The sequence below is a fragment of the Rhodovulum tesquicola genome, from assembly GCF_024128855.1.
GTDB classification, from domain to species: Bacteria; Pseudomonadota; Alphaproteobacteria; order Rhodobacterales; family Rhodobacteraceae; genus Rhodovulum; species Rhodovulum tesquicola.
Genome location: NZ_JAMYDV010000025.1, coordinates 23,711 through 39,570, shown reverse-complemented (window position 1 = coordinate 39,570; position 15,860 = coordinate 23,711). Strand labels below are relative to the sequence as shown.

Genomic DNA, 15,860 nt, shown 5'->3' with positions numbered 1-15,860 from the left:
TTGTCGTCGCCTGCTTGTGAAGAGAAATCAGCATCCTCGCCCCGCGTCCCGAACCTCACCCAGCAACGATCTTGCCATGAAGAGCGCAGAGCGGCGAGGGTCTATGTGATCGTCCGGGATGGGACAGTTAGATAAAGTCCATTCGCGCGTCTCCCCCCTTCACTCACCCACCTCCCGGCCTGTGGGAACCACCGGGCAGCGCCCGACTCGCCCCCACGGGGCGGGCGCTTTTCGCCCACCCCTCGGGCCGGGCGCTGCCCTCTGCACAGCGCACTGCCGTCGGCACTAAGCGTAGGGTGGGTGCCAACCCACCACCTCACCACCCCCGGACCGCGCATGGTGGGGTGCACCCACCCTACGGGCCTCACGCCCTCGTTATCCCGCCCGAGTGATCCGCGGCATCCTGACGCACGTATCCCTTCCGCAACCCAAAGAACCAAGGGAGGTCTCCATGGATCGTCTGAGCATCATGCTCACCCCCGTCACCGGGGCCGTCATCACCGGTTTCATCGTCATCGTGCTGTTCTCGCTGGGCTTCTACAGCTGGACCGCGGTCGGCATCGGCGCGGGCATCGGCTGCGTGCTGGCCTGGCCCGCGGCCTTCATCGTCTCGCGCCGGATCAAGGAGAACGATCCGTTCTGGCAGGCCGACCGCCCGCGCCTGGGCGGCATCCCCGGCCCCAACGCCCCGGAAGTCTGAGACCAACGGGGGGGCGCTACTCCGCCCCCCGCACCGCGTCCGGGTGATCCGCGACGAAACGGTGCAGCACCGCATAAAGCGCGCGGGCATGGGGCAGATCGTCGCCATGCAGCGCCGCGCGGATATCCGCGCTGATCATCGCCAGCACCTTCTGCGGCCCATGATGGGCATGCATCAGGTAATCCGCCAGCAAGGTGGCATCCGCCTCGGGGATATGCTCGTACTCGGCGATGGCCGCGATTTCCTCGCGGGTCAGGTCGGTGAAATCCTCGATATCGTCCAGCGTGATCATGGCGCCCCCTCCCTCCGGTCGCGCCATAATAGCACGGCAGCGCTCCCGGACGCTTGCCAATCCGCCCGCCCGGCGCGGCTTTGTGCACAAGTCACATAACCGCCGGGGAGGATGGGCTAGGCTGTGGGCATCGAAACAGATCCAACCGGAGGGAGATCCCGATGACCAGGACGTTCAAGGCGACCGCCGTCGCGCTCATGATGACCGCCAGTGCCGCCATGGCCGAGGACGCGGCGTCGCTGGTGGCGGTCGTCACCGATGGCGACGCGCAGACCCAGCTGATGAGCATGGTGCTGACCAACCAGGCCATCGACCGCGGCGTGCCGACGCGCATCCTGCTGTGCGGCCCGGGCGGCGACATCGCGCTTGCCGAGGCGCCCGAGACCGCGACCGCCCCGCAACCGCCGCGCGGCGCCAGCCCGCAGGGCCTGCTGAAGGCGGCGATCGCAAAGGGCGCGACGGTCGAGGTCTGCGCGATCTACCTGCCCGGCAAGGGCGCCGACGCCTCGGCGCTGATCGAGGGCGTGGGCGTGGCCGAGCCGCCCGCCATGGCCGAGGCCCTGCTGGATCGGACCACGCGCATCTGGTCATTCTGACGCGGATTGCGCTGGATCAAGGTCGGGCCGGGGCAGGCGGGTTTTGCTTGGGACTGGTTCAATTCCAGACCGGGAGGCCCCGCATGCTTCGGCTCGCCGCAGTCCTGTTTCTGCTCATTTCGGCTACCCTGATGGGCGTCGGCATCGTCGCCGTCCTGGTGGCGGGATACGGCACGACGGTTCCTATCCTCGCCGCCGCGGCGGTGGGGTTCGTTCTCGCGCTGCCCGTCTCGTGGAAGGTGGCGCAGGCCATCTACTGACTGCCGGGCGGTCCGGCGGTCGGATCTCGGTTCGATCATCGGAGGGCTAGGCATGTCGGCTTCGGGCTATTCGCGCATGCAGATCCGCCTGCATTGGGCGGTTGTGGGTCTTGTCGCGGTGCAGTTCCTGTTCAACGGGGGGATGTCCAGCGCGTTCGGGGACCTGCTGGAGACGGGGGTGCAGAGCTTCACCCTGGGCGTCACGGTCCATATCGTCGCGGGGCTTGCGATCCTGCTGCTGGCCTTCTGGCGGATCGGGCTGCGCTTCCTGCATGGGGTGCCCGCGCCCGCCCCGGGCCATTCGCCCGCGCAGGTGATGGTGGCGCGGGTGACCCATGGGCTGTTCTACCTGCTGATGCTGCTGTTGCCGATCTCGGGGATGGTCGCCTGGTCGCAGGGCGCGGCCTGGGCGGGCGGGGTGCATTCGGTCCTGCGGGTGGCGCTGTTCGTGCTGATCGTGCTGCATGTGGTCGCGGCGCTGGTGGCGCATTTCGTCAGGAAGGACGGCACCATGACCCGGATGGTCAAGCCGGTCGACTAGGCCCCGTCATCTGGGCGTCGAGAAAGGCCCGGACCGCCGCCTCGAATTCGCGCGGCTTCTCGGCATGCAGCCAATGGCCCGCGCCGGGGATCCTGGCGAAGCGGGCGGCGGGGAACAGCGCCTTGATCCGGTCGCGATGTTCGGGGCGGACATAGTCTGAGGTCGCGCCGGACAGGAACAGGGCGGGGCCGTCGAATCGGCCTGCGATCTCCTCGGGCCATCCGGTGATCCGGTCCATCTCGGCCTCCAGCACGTCGAGGTTCAACCGCCAGACGGGCGGCCGGGCCTTGAGGTCGAGCGATTGCAGCAGGAAGGCACGCACCCCCGGATCGGCGATCCGCGCGGACAGCGCGGCGTCGGCATTGCCCCGATGCGTGAGGCCCGCCAGCTCCAGCCCCCGCATTGCCGCGATCAGGTGGTTCTGGCTGTGGCCATAGGCGACTGGCGCGATATCGGCCACCACCAGCCGGTTGACCAGCGCAGGCCGGGTCAGCGCCAGCACCATCGCCGCCTTGCCCCCCATCGAATGGCCCAGCATATCCGCCCGCCCGCCATGGGCGGCGATCACCTCGGCCAGATCGGCGGCGAGATCGGCATAGCGGTGGCCGGACGCCCAGGGGCTGTCGCCGTGGTTGCGCATGTCGACGGCGATCACCTGGCGGCTGTCCGACAGCCGTTTCGCGATCACCCCCCAGTTCCGCGCCGAGCCGAACAGGCCATGCGCGATCAGAAGGGGGGGTGTGGCGCCGGGCTGGCCGTGGATCCGGGTCGCTAGCATGTCCGTCCGGGGGGCGGGGCCTGCGGCCCCGTTTTTGGGTATTTGGACCAAGAAGAAGGCAAGGGCGCGCGAAAAGGGGGGCCGAAGCCCCCCTTGATGCGGGCGGGGATCAGAGCCCGGGATAGATCGGGAAGCGGGCGCAGAGCGCGGCGACCTCGGCCTTGACCTTGTCCTCGACCGCGGCATTGCCCTCTTCGCCATTGGCGGCCAGCCCGTCCACCACCTCGGTGATCCAGCGGCCGATCTGGGCGAACTCGGTCTCGCCGAAGCCGCGCGTGGTGCCCGCCGGGCTGCCCAGCCGGATGCCGCTGGTGATCGTGGGCTTTTCCGTGTCGAACGGGATGCCGTTCTTGTTGCAGGTGATATGGGCGCGGCCCAGCGCCTTTTCGGTAGCGTTGCCCTTGACCCCCTTGGGCCGCAGATCGACCAGCAGCACATGGCTGTCGGTGCCGCCCGTCACGAGGTCGAGCCCGCCCTCCATCAGCGCGGCACCCATCGCCTTGGCGTTCCTGATGACCTGTTCCTGGTAGAGCTTGAAGCCCGGTTGCAGCGCCTCGCCGAAGGCCACCGCCTTGCCCGCGATCACATGCATCAGCGGCCCGCCCTGGATGCCGGGGAAGATCGCCGAGTTGAACTTCTTCGACAGCGCCTCGTCATTCGTCAGGATCATGCCGCCGCGCGGCCCGCGCAGGGTCTTGTGCGTGGTCGTGGTCGCCACATGGGCATGCGGGAAGGGCGAGGGGTAGAGGCCCGCCGCGACCAGTCCCGCGAAATGGGCCATGTCGACCAGCAGATAGGCCCCCACCATGTCGGCGATCTCGCGGAAGCGGGCGAAATCGAGGATGCGCGGGATCGCCGAGCCGCCGGCGATGATCATCTGCGGCTTGTGCTCTTTCGCCAGCGCCTCGATCTGGTCGTAATCGGGCAGCAGGTCGGATTGGCGCACGCCGTATTGCACGGCGTTGAACCACTTGCCCGACTGGTTGGGCGCGGCGCCATGGGTCAGGTGGCCGCCCGCGTCGAGGCTCATGCCCAGGATCGTGTCGCCGGGTTTCAGCAGCGCGGTGAAGACGCCCTGGTTGGCCTGCGACCCCGAGTTCGGCTGCACGTTGGCGAAGGCCACGTCGAACAGCTTGCAGGCGCGCTCGATCGCGAGGCTTTCGGCGATGTCGACGAACTGGCAGCCGCCGTAATAGCGCCGCCCGGGATAGCCCTCGGCATATTTGTTGGTCATCACCGAGCCCTGCGCTTCGAGCACGGCGCGGCTGACGATGTTTTCCGAGGCGATCAGCTCGATCTCGTCGCGCTGGCGGCCGAGTTCCAGCCCGATGGCATGGGCGATCTCGGGGTCGCGGCTGGCAAGCGTCTCGGTGAAAAAGCCGTCGTTCTGGTGCGGTGCATTCATCCTGGCGTCTCCCTCTGCGGCCCGTGGCGGCGTGGCAGAGGTTCTAGCCGAACCCGTGCCGCCAAGAAAGTCACAAATGGCGTGGCCGGGCCGGTCCTTTCGTCGGTCTTGCCATTCGCGACCCGCTGGGCGATCACAACGCGTAATGTCGCGAAAGGGCGGTCGAAAGATGGCGCCAGCACCCAGCCCCGGACCGAAGATCGCCTTTCTGGCCAGCGAGACGGCCCGCGCCGAGGGCGCGCTGGACGCGCTGGTGGCGCGCTATGGCCAGGTGCCCGTCGATCAGGCCGAGGTGATCGTGGCGCTGGGCGGCGACGGCTTCATGTTGCAGACGCTGCACGCCACGCAGGATCTGCCCGCGCCGGTCTATGGCATGAATTGCGGCACGATCGGCTTTCTGATGAACGCCTATCGCGAGGCGGGGTTGATCGAACGGCTGGCCGCGGCGGAAGAGGAGGTCATCCATCCGCTGCGGATGCAGGCGACGCGGCCCGATGGCAGTCTGGTCGAGGCGCTGGCGATCAACGAGGTCAGCCTGCTGCGCGCGGGACCGCAGGCGGCCAAGCTGCGCATCGTGGTGGATGGCAAGCTGAGGCTGGAGGAACTGGTCTGCGACGGCGCGCTGGTGGCGACGCCCGCGGGCTCGACGGCCTACAACTATTCCGCCCATGGCCCGATCCTGCCAATCGGCTCGGATGTGCTGGCGCTGACCGCGGTCGCGCCGTTCCGTCCGCGGCGCTGGCGCGGCGCGTTGCTCCCCAAGACCGCGGGGGTGCGGATCGAGGTGCTGGAACCCGAGAAGCGCCCGGTGATGGCCGAAGGCGACAGCCGGGGGGCGGGGGTGGTGACAGCGGTCGAGATCCGGTCGGAACCCGCCATCTCGCACCGAATCCTGTTCGATCCGGGCCACGGGCTGGAGGAACGGCTGATCCGCGAGCAATTCCTCTGAAGCCAGGCGCAAGTCCTTGAACAAGGGCTTTGCTGCGATTTCTTCCTAGAACTCCTGGTCTTCGACGGAGCCATCCCTGCGGCCCCATGCCTCGCGCTTGCGGTAGAGGGTCGAGGGCGAGACGTCCAGCACCCGCGCCGCCCGCGGCAGCGAGCCGCCTTCGCGGGCGATGGTCTGCTCGATCACGATCTGTTCGATCTCGGCCAGCGTGCGCCCGACCAGGTCGTCGACGGCCAGCGCCGGATGATCGTCCTGCGCCTGCAATGCCGTGCGGTCGGGCTGGTGTTCGCCGTCCTGTTGCAGCGCGGCGGGCAGCATGTCCAGCGTGACCTCGGGCGCGTCATGCAGCACGACCGCATGGCGCAGCACGTTCAGCAACTGGCGCACATTGCCGGGCCAGGGCAGGCGGCGGAACAGCGCCGCGACCTCGGGGGCGAGCCCGGTGAAGCGCCGCCCTTCCTCGGCCGAGAGCCGCGCCAGTGCCGCCTGGCCGATCTCGATCACGTCCTCGCCGCGTTCGCGCAGGGGGGGCAGGTGGATCGGAACCACATGCAGCCGGTAGTAAAGGTCTTCGCGAAAGCGGCCGCGATGGACCTCGTCCAGCGGGTCGCGGTTGGTGGCGCAGACGATGCGCACATTCACCTTGCGGGGATGGGCTGCGCCGATCGGCTGGATCGTCGATGTCTGCAGGAAGCGCAACAGCTTGGTCTGCAGCGCCGAGTCCATCTCGCAGATCTCGTCCAGAAACAGCGTGCCGCCATCGGCCACGGCCGCGGCGCCCGGCTTGTCGGCCAGCGCCCCGGTGAAGGCGCCCTTGAGATGGCCGAACACCTCGGATTCCAGCAGGTCGCGCGGGATCGCGGCGCAATTCAGCGGCACGAAGGGACCGGTCGCGCGGGAGGAGGCGGCATGCACCGCCTGGGCGCAGATCTCCTTGCCGGTGCCGCTTTCGCCGGTGATGAACACCGTCGCCATCGAGCGCGCCACCGAGGCGATCCGGCCATAGACCGCCTGCATCTGGGGCGAACTGCCCACGAACTCGGCGGCCGCGCCATCGCCCTGGCGAGGGGCGGGCGGGCTGGTGCCGCCATTGGCCGACCGCTCGGCCAGCGCCGTTTCCACGGCGTGAAGAAAACGCTGTTCGTTGAAGGGCTTGAGCAGGAATTCATAGGCCCCCGCGCGCATCGCCTCGACCGCGCGGTTGATCGAGCCATTGGCGGTGATGACGATCACCCGCGTCTCGGGCGCGGCGGCGAGGATGTCCTGCAGCACCGCCTGTCCGGGCCGGTCGGGCAGCATCAGGTCCAGCAGCACCACCGCCGGGCGCAGCTCGCGGAACCGCTCCAGCCCCTCGGCCGCCGTCGGGGCCGAGACCACCGCATGGCCCGCACCGCGCAGCACCGACTCGTAGACCATCTGCAGCGAGGGCGTGTCCTCGATCAGCAGCAAGGGCGGCTTCATCCGGCGGCCTCCGCTGCGAAACGGGTGTCAAGCTCGCCGCCGATCGCGGTGCGCAGCGCATCGACCGCCTGCATCACCCGCGGCAGAAGGCCCGCGACCGTTGCCCGGTCCTGGGTCAGGGCGGCGGCGTTCAGCGCCTCGGCCTCGGCCTGCAGCGCGACATTCCCCAGCGCGCCGGCCAGCGAGATCAGCACATGGGTCCGCGACCGGATCAGCGCCAGGTCGCCGCGTGCCTGCCCCTCGGCAAGACCGCCCTTGACCGTGCCGAAATCCTCGCGCATCCGGCGCAGCAATTCGCGCCCGTCCTCGGGGCCCGCCAGCGCCAGCAGCCGGTCGAGATGGACAGGGTCGAAGGGCACGCCCGTCGTCGTTCCGGACAGGGGGGCGGTGCGTTTCGTCAGCACCCGGGCAATCGCCTCGCCGAACGCGTCGAGGCTGAGGATCGGCTTGGCAAGGATCCCGTCGGCGCCTGCGTCATAGATCTGGTCGCGGTTCGCCGACAGCACGAAGGCGGTGATCGCCAGAACCGGCGAGGCCGGTCCATCGCCCTCGGCCGCGCGCAACCGGCGGATCACGTCGATCCCCGACAGCCGCGGCATCTCGATATCGACCAGCACCAGATCGAAGCGGCGGTCGGCCAGCGCCTCGGCCGCTTCCTCGCCATCCTCGACCAGCGTGACCTCGGCGCCCAGCGTTTCCAGCATCTGCTGCACCAGAAGCCGGTTGGTGGGGTTGTCCTCGGCCACCAGCACGGAGCAACCGCCCAGATCGGGCAGGTCCGCCGCCGCCGACGGTGCCTCGATCCCCGGCGCCCAGGCCCGGCGCGGCAGGATCAGCGAGACCTCGGCGCCGCCCTCGGCCGCGTTCGCCACCTGGATCTGGCCGCGGATGCGCTGGGCGAGGTCACGCACGATATGCAGGCCCAGCCCGGTGCCGGGCTGGCCGCTGTCCTCGGGCCGGCCGGCGAAATCAAAAAGCCGCGCCATCGCCGCCTCGGAAAAGCCGGGGCCGGTGTCGCGCACGCGCAGGCAGAGCGCCTCTTGCGGGCCCAGATGCACGCGCAGCCGCACCTCTCCGACGGGGCTGTATTTCACCGCGTTGGCGATCATGTTGGACAGGATCCGCTCCAGCGCGGCGGGATCGGTGCCGATCGCGGTGGGCAGGTCATCGGCCCGGTCCAGGCAGAAGCCCAGCCCACGCGCACCGGCATGGGCATGCCATCGCGCCGCGATCCGGTCGAGGAAAGGGCCGAGGCTGGTCTGCACCGGCGGATCGGCCCGGGGCGAGTCGTCCCCGGTGACCAGGGCCAGCGTCTCGTCGGTCAGCCGCACCAGCTGCTCGGCGGAGCTTTGCACACGTTGAAGTTGCAGTCTGGAAGTGGGGTCGAGCACGGACAGGTCGGCAAGCGCAAGCCCGCCGAGAATATCGGAGATCGCGGCGCGTATGTCGTGGCCCAGCATGGCAGCACGGTTGCGCGGGGATTGCGCCCCTTCATCCCCTTGCATCCCCGTCCCGGCCCGCCGCGTCCCCGGCATGTCCGTCACCGCGGCCGCTGCATCCGGAACAGGCAGGCTAACCATGGGAGCACTCGTAAAGGTTGCATCGCCTCAGTCTAGCCGCCGCCCGGGACCGGACCAACCTGTCTAATAAGGCAGGTCGGCACCGGTCGGCCCATGTCGGCGCGGCGCGCACCGGAATGGGCCGTCTTCCGGGCGGCTCAGGCGGCCTGGGGATAGCCCAGGACCCGCAGCGCCTGGGCGATCTCATCGAGGATCGCGGGGTCGTCGATGGTGGCGGGCATCTTGAATTCCTGCCCGTCGGCGATCTTGCACATCGTCCCGCGCAGGATCTTGCCCGAGCGCGTCTTGGGCAGCCGGTCCACCACCACAGCGAGCTTGAACGCCGCGACCGGACCGATCTGGTCGCGCACCAGGTTGACGCATTCCTTGACGATCTCGCCATGGTCACGGGTCACCCCCGAGGTCAGGCACAGGAAACCCAGCGGCAATTGCCCCTTCAACTCGTCGGCCACGCCGATCACCGCGCATTCGGCAACGTCCGGGTGGCTGGCCAGAACCTCCTCCATCGCGCCGGTGGACAGGCGGTGCCCGGCCACGTTGATGACATCGTCGGTGCGCGCCATGATGTAGAGATAGCCGTCCTCGTCCTTGTAGCCCGCATCGCCGGTTTCGTAATAGCCGGGGAAATGGCTGAGATAGGATTTGTGGAACCGTTCGGGCGCGTTCCACAGCGTCGGCAGCGTTCCGGGGGGCAAGGGCAGCTTGATCGCGATGGCGCCCAGCGTGCCCGGCGCGACCTCGTGCCCGCCCTCGTCCAGAACATGCACGTCGAAGCCCGGCATCGCGACCGAGGGGCTGCCGATCTTCACGGGAAGCTTCTCGATGCCCAGCGGGTTGCCCGCGATGGCCCAACCGGTTTCGGTCTGCCACCAATGGTCGATCACCGGCACGCCCAGCATGCGCTGGGCCCATTTGATCGTGTCGGGATCGGCGCGTTCACCCGCCAGGAACAGCGCTCGCAACCCGGTCAGGTCGTACTTGTTGACGAATTCGCCATTCGGGTCCGACCGCTTGATCGCGCGGAAGGCGGTCGGCGCGGTGAAGAAGCTCTTGACCTTGTGTTCCGAGATCACCCGCCAGAACGTGCCCGCATCGGGCGTGCCGATGGGCTTGCCCTCGAAGACGACGGTGGTGTTGCCGTGGATCAGCGGCGCGTAGCAGATATAGCTGTGGCCCACGACCCAGCCCACGTCCGAGGCCGCCCAGAACACGTCGCCGGGATCGACATCGTAGATGTTCTTCATCGTCCAGTTCAGCGCCACCAGATGCCCGGCGGTCGGCCGCACGACGCCCTTGGGCTGGCCCGTGGTGCCCGAGGTGTAAAGGATATAGGCCGGGTGGTTGCCCTCGACCGGCACGCATTCGGCGGGCTGCACACCATACTGGAAGCCGTGCCAGTTGACGTCGCGCCCCTCTTTCAGTTGCGCCACTTCCTGCTCGCGCTGGAAGATCACGCAGAAATCGGGCTGGTGGGTGGACTGCTCCAACGCGCCGTCGAGCAGCGGCTTGTAATGCACGATGCGGCCCGGTTCGATCCCGCAACTGGCGGCGATGATGCATTTCGGCTTGGCATCGTCGATCCGCACGGCGAGTTCATGCGCGGCGAAGCCGCCGAAGACCACCGAATGGATCGCGCCCAGGCGGGAACAGGCCAGCATCGCCTCCAGCGCCTCGGGAATCATCGGCATGTAGATGATGACCCGGTCGCCCTTTTCGACGCCCTTGGCGCGCAGGGCGCCGGCCAGTTGGGCGACGCGGTTGCGCAGCATGACATAGGAGATCGACTTCCGCGTGCCGGTCACCGGGCTGTCATAGATGATCGCCACCTGGTCGCCGCGGCCGTTTTCCACATGCCGGTCCACCGCGTTCCAGCAGGTGTTGACCATGCCGTCCACGAACCACTCGTAGTTCGGGGCGTTCTCGTCGAACAGCGCCTTGCTGGGCTTCTTCACCCAGTCGATGGCCTCGGCGGCCTGCATCCAGAAGCCTTCCGGATCGCTCTTCCAGCCCTCGTAAAGCGCGGCATAGCCCATGATCGCTGTCCCTCATTTGGTGTGCGAAATTCTGTTACGCAGGCAGGCGCGGCTGCGCAAGATCCAAACCCGCGCAGTCCCGGCCGAGGGGCGGGGATGTGCTCTTGCATCCCCGGCGGGGCCGCCGCAGATTGGCGGCGAAGGAGAGCCCTATGCCGCTGATATCCGCTGCCCGCGCGGTGCGCGAAAACGCCCACGCCCCCTATTCGCGATTCAAGGTGGGCGCGGCGATCCGCGGGGCCGACGGGGCGATCTACGCGGGCTGCAACGTGGAGAATATCGCCTCGCCCGAGGGCACATGCGCCGAGGCGGGCGCGATCGCCGCGATGGTGGCCGCGGGCTGTCGCGAGATCGTCGAGGTGGCGGTGATCGCGGACGGCCCCGCCCCCGTCACCCCCTGCGGCGGCTGCCGCCAGAAACTGGCCGAATTCGCCGCGCCGGATGTCCCCGTGACCATGGCCACGCTGGCGGGAGAGACGCTTGTGATGACCGTGGGCGAATTGCTGCCCGGCGCCTTCTCGGTCGCCCAGATGGGTCGGCGTTGATGGATGCGCGCGGCATCATCGCCAAGGCGCGCGACGGCGCACCGCTGTCCGAAGACGAACTGGGCTGGTTCGCCCGGGGGCTGGCCAGCGGCGGGGTCACCGATGCGCAGGCGGGCGCCTTTGCCATGGCGGTGCTGCTGAACGGTCTGACCACGCCCGAACGCGTCGGGCTGACGCGCGCGATGCGCGACAGCGGCAAGGTGCTGGACTGGGACCTGCCCGGCCCCGTGCTGGACAAGCATTCCTCGGGCGGCATCGGCGATTGCGTGTCGCTGGTCCTTGCGCCCGCGCTTGCGGCCTGCGGGGCCTTCGTGCCGATGATTTCGGGCCGCGGGCTGGGGCACACGGGCGGCACGCTGGACAAGCTGGAGGCGATCCCCGGCTACCGCACGCAGATCGGCATTTCGCAACTGAAGTCGATCACCGCCGAGATCGGCTGTGCCATCGTCGGGGCCTCGGCCGATATCGCACCCGCCGACCGCCGACTTTACGCGGTGCGCGACGTGTCCGCCACGGTCGAGAGCATCGACCTGATCACCGCCTCGATCCTGTCCAAGAAGCTGGCCGCCGGGCTGGAGGCGCTGGTGCTCGATGTCAAGGTCGGCTCGGGCGCCTTCATGAAGACGCTGGACGAGGCCGAGGAACTGGCCCGCGCGCTGGTCTCGACGGCACAGGGCGCGGGCTGCATGACGACGGCGCTGATCACCGACATGTCGCAGCCGCTGGTCGGCGCCGCGGGCAATGCGCTGGAAGTCATCGAGGTGATGGAGACGCTGACCGGGACCGGCATCACGCCCGCGCTGTGGGACATCACCTGCGCGCTGGGTGGCGAGGTGCTGGCGCTGGGCGGGCTGGCGCATGATGCGGCGGACGGTTCCGGGCGGATCGCGCAGGCGCTGGAATCGGGCGAGGCCGCGCTGAAATTCGGCGAGATGGTCGCGGAACTCGGCGGGCCGCTGGATTTCGTCGAACGCTGGCCCGACCGCCTGCCCGCCTCGCCCGTGATCCAGGAAGTGGTGGATAACGAGGGCGGCATCGTGCAGGCCATCGACGGCGAGGCGCTGGGTCTGGCGGTCGTCGCGCTGGGCGGCGGGCGGCGGCGCGAGGGCGACCGGATCAACCCCTCGGTCGGGCTGTCCGAGATCGCCGGGCTGGGCGAGGATATCGGCGCGGGCCAGCCATTGGCGCTGGTTCATGCCTCCTGCGAGGAGGATGCCGAGGCGGCGGCAAGAGCCGTTCTGGCGGCCTTCCGGCTGGGCGACAGCGTGCCCGAGATCCCGCCGCTGGTGCATCAGAGGATAATGCGGTGACACGCGCCTTTCTGGTGGTGATCGATTCCGTGGGCTGCGGCGGGGCACCCGATGCGGGCGCCTTCTTCAGCGAGGGAATACCGGATACAGGTGCGAACACGCTTGCACATATCGCACATGCCTGTGCCGCAGGCGCCGCCGATACCGGTCGAAGAGGCCCAATGAACTTGCACAATCTCGACAATCTGGGCCTTGGCGCCGCGATCCGGCTGGCCAGCGGCGAAACCCCTCCGGGGCTGGGCGCCGCGCCGCAGGGGCTGTGGGGCGCGGCGACCGAAAGTTCGCCCGGCAAGGACACGCCGTCGGGGCATTGGGAACTGGCGGGCGTGCCGGTGCCTTGGGACTGGCATTATTTCCCGCGCGAGCTGCCAGCCTTCCCCGAAGCCCTGCTGGCCGAGATGCGTCGATTGGCCGGGACGGAGGGCACGCTGGGCAATTGCCACGCCTCGGGCACCGAGATCGTTGCGCAACTGGGCGAGGAACATCTTCGGACCGGCTGGCCGATCCTCTACACCTCGGCCGACAGCGTGTTCCAGATCGCCGCCCATGAACAGGCCTTCGGTCTTGACCGGCTGTTGCGGCTTTGCGAGGCGATCGCGCCCCGCCTGCATGCGATGCGGGTGGGGCGGGTGATCGCGCGCCCCTTTGTCGGCAGCCCCGAAACCGGCTTCACCCGCACGCAGAACCGCCACGACTACGCCATCGCCCCGCCCGCGCCCACGCTCTGCGACTGGGTGCAGGGGGCGGGGCGGCGGGTGCAGGCCATCGGCAAGATCGGCGACATCTTTTCGATGCGCGGCATCGACGAGCTGCGCAAGGGCAGCGATGCCGAGCTGATGGAGCATTGGGTCGCGCTGATGGACGAGGCCCCCGAGGGCAGCCTGACATTCACCAATTTCGTCGAGTTCGACAGCCTTTATGGCCACAGGCGGGACGTTGCGGGCTATGCCCGCGCGCTGGAATGGTTCGACGCGCAACTGCCCCGCGTCTTCGCCCGGATGCGGCCGGGCGACCTGATCCTGATCACCGCCGACCATGGCAACGACCCGACCTGGCCCGGCACCGACCATACCCGCGAGCGCGTGCCGGTGCTGGGGGCCGGGCTTGGTCCCCGCGCGGTCGGCCTTGTCGCCTTTGCCGATGTCGCGGCCAGCATCGCCGCGCATCTGGACGTGCCCGCGCAAGGGCCGGGACGGAGTTTCCTGTGAGCCTGACCGCCCTGCCCAGGATCGAACTGCATCACCACCTGGAAGGGGCCGCGCCGCCCGCGCTGATCCGCGACATGGCGCATGCCCGGCACCTGGACATTTCGCGCATTTTTGCCCCCGATGGCGGCTATTCCTACCGGGATTTTCCCCAGTTTCTCGACGTCTACGAGGCCGCGACCTCGGTGCTGCAAGGCCCCGACGATTACGCCCGCCTGACCGCCGCCGTGCTGGAGGAGGCCGCCGGTCAGGGCGTGGTCTACCTGGAAACCTTCCTCTCGCCCGATTTCTGCGGCGGGCGCGACCTGACAGCCTGGCGCGAATACCTGCATGCCATCGAGGAAGCCGCCGCACAGGCGGAGGCGACACAGGGCATCACGCTGCGCGGCATCGTCACCTGCATCCGCCATTTCGGCCCCGACAAGGCCCGCCAGACCGCCCTGTGCGCTGCCGAAACCGCAGGTCCGTTCATCGTCGGCTTTGGCATCGCGGGCGACGAAACCGCAGGCCATCCGCGCGACTTTGCGTATGCCTTCGACATGGCGCGCGAGGCGGGGCTGGGGCTGACGGCGCATGCGGGCGAATGGGGCGGGCCACAATCGGTGCGGGACGCGCTGGCCGATCTGCGGGTGGACCGCATCGGCCATGGCGTGCGCGCCATCGAGGATCCCGCGCTGGTCGAGCATCTGGTCGAAACCGGCATCGTGCTGGAAATCTGCCCGGGGTCGAACATCGCGCTGGGGCTCTACCCCGACTGGCGGTCTCATCCGATCGAGCGACTGCGCGCGGCGGGGGTCAAGGTCACCGTCTCGACCGACGACCCGCCCTTCTTCCGCACCAGCATGACCCGCGAATATGACCGGCTTGCCGATGCCTTCGGCTGGGACGAGGACGTTTTCGCACAGATCAACCGGGTGGCGCTGGACGCCGCCTTCTGCGACGCTGACACCCGCGCCGCGATCGCCAAGAAACTGGAGCCCGCCGATGTATGAGCATCTGACCGTCGTCAAACACCCGCTGGTGCAGCACAAGCTGACGCTGATGCGCGACAAGGACACGCCCACCGCCGTCTTCCGCCAGCTTCTGCGCGAGATCAGCCAGTTGCTGGCCTACGAGATCACCCGCGAACTGGAAATGACCACCCGCCGCATCGAGACGCCGCTTTGCGAGATGGACGCCCCGGTTCTGGCGGGCAAGAAGCTGGCGCTGGTCTCGATCCTGCGGGCGGGCAACGGGCTGTTGGACGGGGTGCTGGAACTGGTGCCCTCGGCGCGGGTGGGCTATGTCGGGCTTTACCGCGACGAGAAGACACTTCAGCCGGTGCAATATTACTACAAGGTGCCGACCGATCTGAAAGACCGGCTGGTGATCGTGCTGGACCCGATGCTGGCCACCGGCAATTCCTCGGCCGCGGCGGTCGATCTGCTCAAGGCGTCGGGGGCGAACAATATCCGCTTCATGTGCCTGCTGGCCGCGCCCGAGGGCGTGGCGCGGATGGGGCAGGCGCATCCGGATGTGCCCATCGTCACGGCGGCGGTGGACGAATGCCTGAACGAGCACGGATATATCGTTCCCGGACTAGGGGATGCGGGCGACCGGATGTTCGGCACCAGATGAGCGGAATCCCCTTTACACGTTGTGGTTGTTCTGTCATGATTAACCAATATCTTGTGGAGTTATGACATGGGACGTCGCGCCGGACTCTGCATCTTCCTCGCGATTGCGGGACTGGGCGCGTCATCCTTGCCGGCTCTGGCCAAGGGCGCCGGGGTGTTCGAGGCAACGCCCCGGTCCGTTCCGGTCCGGGTTCCGTCCGGCTATCGCGCGGTCTGGCAGGACGACCGGCTGAATCCCCATCGCGGGCCGCGCACGGCGCAGGGCGATGCGCAGATGGCGGGCGTCTGGACCGACCAGGTGCCCATGCGGCTGGCCCCGCCCACGGCGCCGCGTTTCCTGCGCCTTGGCATCTATGACACGTCCGAGACGGCGCGGCCGACCGTCCGCCTGCTTCGGGACATGGGATTTCCGGTCAGCCGGGGCATCGGCCGGCGCGGCGGGCGGCCCGTCGAGGTGATCTATGCCGGTCCCTTCGACGACCCCGCGGCGCTGGCCCGGGCCGAAGCACGACTGGCGCATGCAGGCTTTCACGACCTCGAATATCGCAAGTAAGACGATCGAGCAGCAAAACCGGAACGCCCCGTCCCC

Annotated in this window: 17 protein-coding genes; 11 read left to right on the top strand and 6 right to left on the bottom strand. The window is 68.6% G+C overall.

Annotated features, from left to right (window positions below; genetic code table 11):
* Positions 1 to 451: 451 nt before the first annotated feature.
* Positions 452 to 700 (top strand): hypothetical protein, encoded by a 249-nt coding sequence (locus NHN26_RS15375; protein ID WP_253090243.1) that lies wholly within the window; start codon positions 452 to 454, stop codon positions 698 to 700.
* 16 nt (positions 701 to 716) lie between these two features.
* Here NHN26_RS15375 and NHN26_RS15370 read toward each other — a convergent pair whose 3' ends face one another.
* Positions 717 to 992: a hypothetical protein gene (locus NHN26_RS15370; protein ID WP_253090242.1), complete on the bottom strand. Its 276-nt coding sequence runs from the start codon at positions 990 to 992 to the stop codon at positions 717 to 719.
* Positions 993 to 1,153: 161 nt separating this feature from the next.
* Between NHN26_RS15370 and NHN26_RS15365 the strand changes: the two genes are divergently transcribed.
* The 3 genes from NHN26_RS15365 to NHN26_RS15355 all read left to right on the top strand — a co-directional run bounded on the left by NHN26_RS15365 (position 1,154) and on the right by NHN26_RS15355 (position 2,389).
* On the top strand, positions 1,154 to 1,588 hold the full coding sequence (locus NHN26_RS15365) for a DsrE family protein (protein WP_253090241.1): 435 nt from the start codon (positions 1,154 to 1,156) through the stop codon (positions 1,586 to 1,588).
* 83 nt (positions 1,589 to 1,671) lie between these two features.
* The gene (locus NHN26_RS15360; RefSeq protein ID WP_253090240.1) at positions 1,672 to 1,848 is read left to right on the top strand and encodes a CTP synthetase; all 177 of its coding nucleotides are present in this window, start codon (positions 1,672 to 1,674) and stop codon (positions 1,846 to 1,848) included.
* Positions 1,849 to 1,924: 76 nt separating this feature from the next.
* Positions 1,925 to 2,389, top strand: coding sequence for a cytochrome b (locus NHN26_RS15355; protein WP_253090239.1), 465 nt, complete (start codon positions 1,925 to 1,927; stop codon positions 2,387 to 2,389).
* Here NHN26_RS15355 and NHN26_RS15350 read toward each other — a convergent pair.
* Together NHN26_RS15350 and glyA are read right to left on the bottom strand one after the other, a co-directional pair.
* Positions 2,373 to 3,167, bottom strand: coding sequence for an alpha/beta fold hydrolase (locus NHN26_RS15350; protein ID WP_253090238.1), 795 nt, complete (start codon positions 3,165 to 3,167; stop codon positions 2,373 to 2,375). The two genes, NHN26_RS15355 and NHN26_RS15350, sit on opposite strands and share 17 nt — an antisense overlap.
* A 109-nt stretch (positions 3,168 to 3,276) precedes the next feature.
* Positions 3,277 to 4,572: a serine hydroxymethyltransferase gene (glyA, locus tag NHN26_RS15345; protein ID WP_253090237.1), complete on the bottom strand. Its 1,296-nt coding sequence runs from the start codon at positions 4,570 to 4,572 to the stop codon at positions 3,277 to 3,279.
* Positions 4,573 to 4,741: 169 nt separating this feature from the next.
* Here glyA and NHN26_RS15340 point away from each other — a divergent pair, with 169 nt between their 5' ends.
* A complete protein-coding gene (locus NHN26_RS15340; RefSeq protein ID WP_253090236.1) occupies positions 4,742 to 5,521 on the top strand; it encodes an NAD kinase in 780 nt (259 codons plus the stop codon).
* 45 nt (positions 5,522 to 5,566) lie between these two features.
* On the opposite strand, the gene NHN26_RS15335 is transcribed toward NHN26_RS15340, so the two are convergent.
* The 3 genes from NHN26_RS15335 to prpE form a co-directional block, all read right to left on the bottom strand.
* Entirely contained in the window at positions 5,567 to 6,982 is a 1,416-nt protein-coding gene (locus NHN26_RS15335; protein ID WP_253090235.1) for a sigma-54-dependent transcriptional regulator, read from the bottom strand.
* Positions 6,979 to 8,442 carry a response regulator gene (locus tag NHN26_RS15330; RefSeq protein ID WP_253090234.1) on the bottom strand — a complete coding sequence of 488 codons (1,464 nt, stop codon included), beginning with the start codon at positions 8,440 to 8,442 and terminating at the stop codon, positions 6,979 to 6,981. The genes NHN26_RS15335 and NHN26_RS15330 overlap by 4 nt, the downstream gene beginning before the upstream one ends.
* Before the next feature lie 257 nt (positions 8,443 to 8,699).
* The gene (gene prpE / locus NHN26_RS15325) at positions 8,700 to 10,595 is read right to left on the bottom strand and encodes a propionate-CoA ligase PrpE (RefSeq protein WP_253090233.1); all 1,896 of its coding nucleotides are present in this window, start codon (positions 10,593 to 10,595) and stop codon (positions 8,700 to 8,702) included.
* Between the two features lie 152 nt (positions 10,596 to 10,747).
* Between prpE and NHN26_RS15320 the strand changes: the two genes are divergently transcribed.
* The 6 genes from NHN26_RS15320 to NHN26_RS15295 all read left to right on the top strand — a co-directional run bounded on the left by NHN26_RS15320 (position 10,748) and on the right by NHN26_RS15295 (position 15,824).
* Positions 10,748 to 11,140: a cytidine deaminase gene (locus NHN26_RS15320; RefSeq protein ID WP_253090232.1), complete on the top strand. Its 393-nt coding sequence runs from the start codon at positions 10,748 to 10,750 to the stop codon at positions 11,138 to 11,140.
* Positions 11,140 to 12,450 (top strand): thymidine phosphorylase, encoded by a 1,311-nt coding sequence (locus tag NHN26_RS15315; protein ID WP_253090231.1) that lies wholly within the window; start codon positions 11,140 to 11,142, stop codon positions 12,448 to 12,450. The genes NHN26_RS15320 and NHN26_RS15315 overlap by 1 nt, the downstream gene beginning before the upstream one ends.
* Positions 12,447 to 13,658: a phosphopentomutase gene (locus NHN26_RS15310; RefSeq protein WP_253090230.1), complete on the top strand. Its 1,212-nt coding sequence runs from the start codon at positions 12,447 to 12,449 to the stop codon at positions 13,656 to 13,658. The genes NHN26_RS15315 and NHN26_RS15310 overlap by 4 nt, the downstream gene beginning before the upstream one ends.
* Entirely contained in the window at positions 13,655 to 14,647 is a 993-nt protein-coding gene (locus NHN26_RS15305; RefSeq protein ID WP_253090229.1) for an adenosine deaminase, read from the top strand. Before NHN26_RS15310 ends, NHN26_RS15305 begins: the two co-directional genes overlap by 4 nt.
* Positions 14,640 to 15,272, top strand: coding sequence for a uracil phosphoribosyltransferase (gene upp / locus NHN26_RS15300; protein ID WP_132696746.1), 633 nt, complete (start codon positions 14,640 to 14,642; stop codon positions 15,270 to 15,272). Before NHN26_RS15305 ends, upp begins: the two co-directional genes overlap by 8 nt.
* A gap of 66 nt (positions 15,273 to 15,338) precedes the next feature.
* Entirely contained in the window at positions 15,339 to 15,824 is a 486-nt protein-coding gene (locus NHN26_RS15295; RefSeq protein WP_253090228.1) for a hypothetical protein, read from the top strand.
* Positions 15,825 to 15,860 lie beyond the last annotated feature (36 nt).

What these genes read in the sequence shown, in the direction of transcription:
- upp (WP_132696746.1), top strand. Translation starts at nt 14,640, where the DNA reads ATGTATGAGCATCTGACCGTCGTCAAACACCCGCTGGTGCAGCACAAG.
- NHN26_RS15360 (WP_253090240.1), top strand. Translation starts at nt 1,672, where the DNA reads ATGCTTCGGCTCGCCGCAGTCCTGTTTCTGCTCATTTCGGCTACCCTG.
- NHN26_RS15375 (WP_253090243.1), top strand. Translation starts at nt 452, where the DNA reads ATGGATCGTCTGAGCATCATGCTCACCCCCGTCACCGGGGCCGTCATC.
- glyA (WP_253090237.1), bottom strand. Translation starts at nt 4,572, where the DNA reads ATGAATGCACCGCACCAGAACGACGGCTTTTTCACCGAGACGCTTGCC.
- NHN26_RS15365 (WP_253090241.1), top strand. Translation starts at nt 1,154, where the DNA reads ATGACCAGGACGTTCAAGGCGACCGCCGTCGCGCTCATGATGACCGCC.
- NHN26_RS15320 (WP_253090232.1), top strand. Translation starts at nt 10,748, where the DNA reads ATGCCGCTGATATCCGCTGCCCGCGCGGTGCGCGAAAACGCCCACGCC.
- NHN26_RS15335 (WP_253090235.1), bottom strand. Translation starts at nt 6,982, where the DNA reads ATGAAGCCGCCCTTGCTGCTGATCGAGGACACGCCCTCGCTGCAGATG.
- NHN26_RS15295 (WP_253090228.1), top strand. Translation starts at nt 15,339, where the DNA reads ATGGGACGTCGCGCCGGACTCTGCATCTTCCTCGCGATTGCGGGACTG.
- NHN26_RS15350 (WP_253090238.1), bottom strand. Translation starts at nt 3,167, where the DNA reads ATGCTAGCGACCCGGATCCACGGCCAGCCCGGCGCCACACCCCCCCTT.
- NHN26_RS15355 (WP_253090239.1), top strand. Translation starts at nt 1,925, where the DNA reads ATGCAGATCCGCCTGCATTGGGCGGTTGTGGGTCTTGTCGCGGTGCAG.
- prpE (WP_253090233.1), bottom strand. Translation starts at nt 10,595, where the DNA reads ATGGGCTATGCCGCGCTTTACGAGGGCTGGAAGAGCGATCCGGAAGGC.
- NHN26_RS15340 (WP_253090236.1), top strand. Translation starts at nt 4,742, where the DNA reads ATGGCGCCAGCACCCAGCCCCGGACCGAAGATCGCCTTTCTGGCCAGC.
- NHN26_RS15370 (WP_253090242.1), bottom strand. Translation starts at nt 992, where the DNA reads ATGATCACGCTGGACGATATCGAGGATTTCACCGACCTGACCCGCGAG.
- NHN26_RS15315 (WP_253090231.1), top strand. Translation starts at nt 11,140, where the DNA reads ATGGATGCGCGCGGCATCATCGCCAAGGCGCGCGACGGCGCACCGCTG.
- NHN26_RS15330 (WP_253090234.1), bottom strand. Translation starts at nt 8,442, where the DNA reads ATGCTGGGCCACGACATACGCGCCGCGATCTCCGATATTCTCGGCGGG.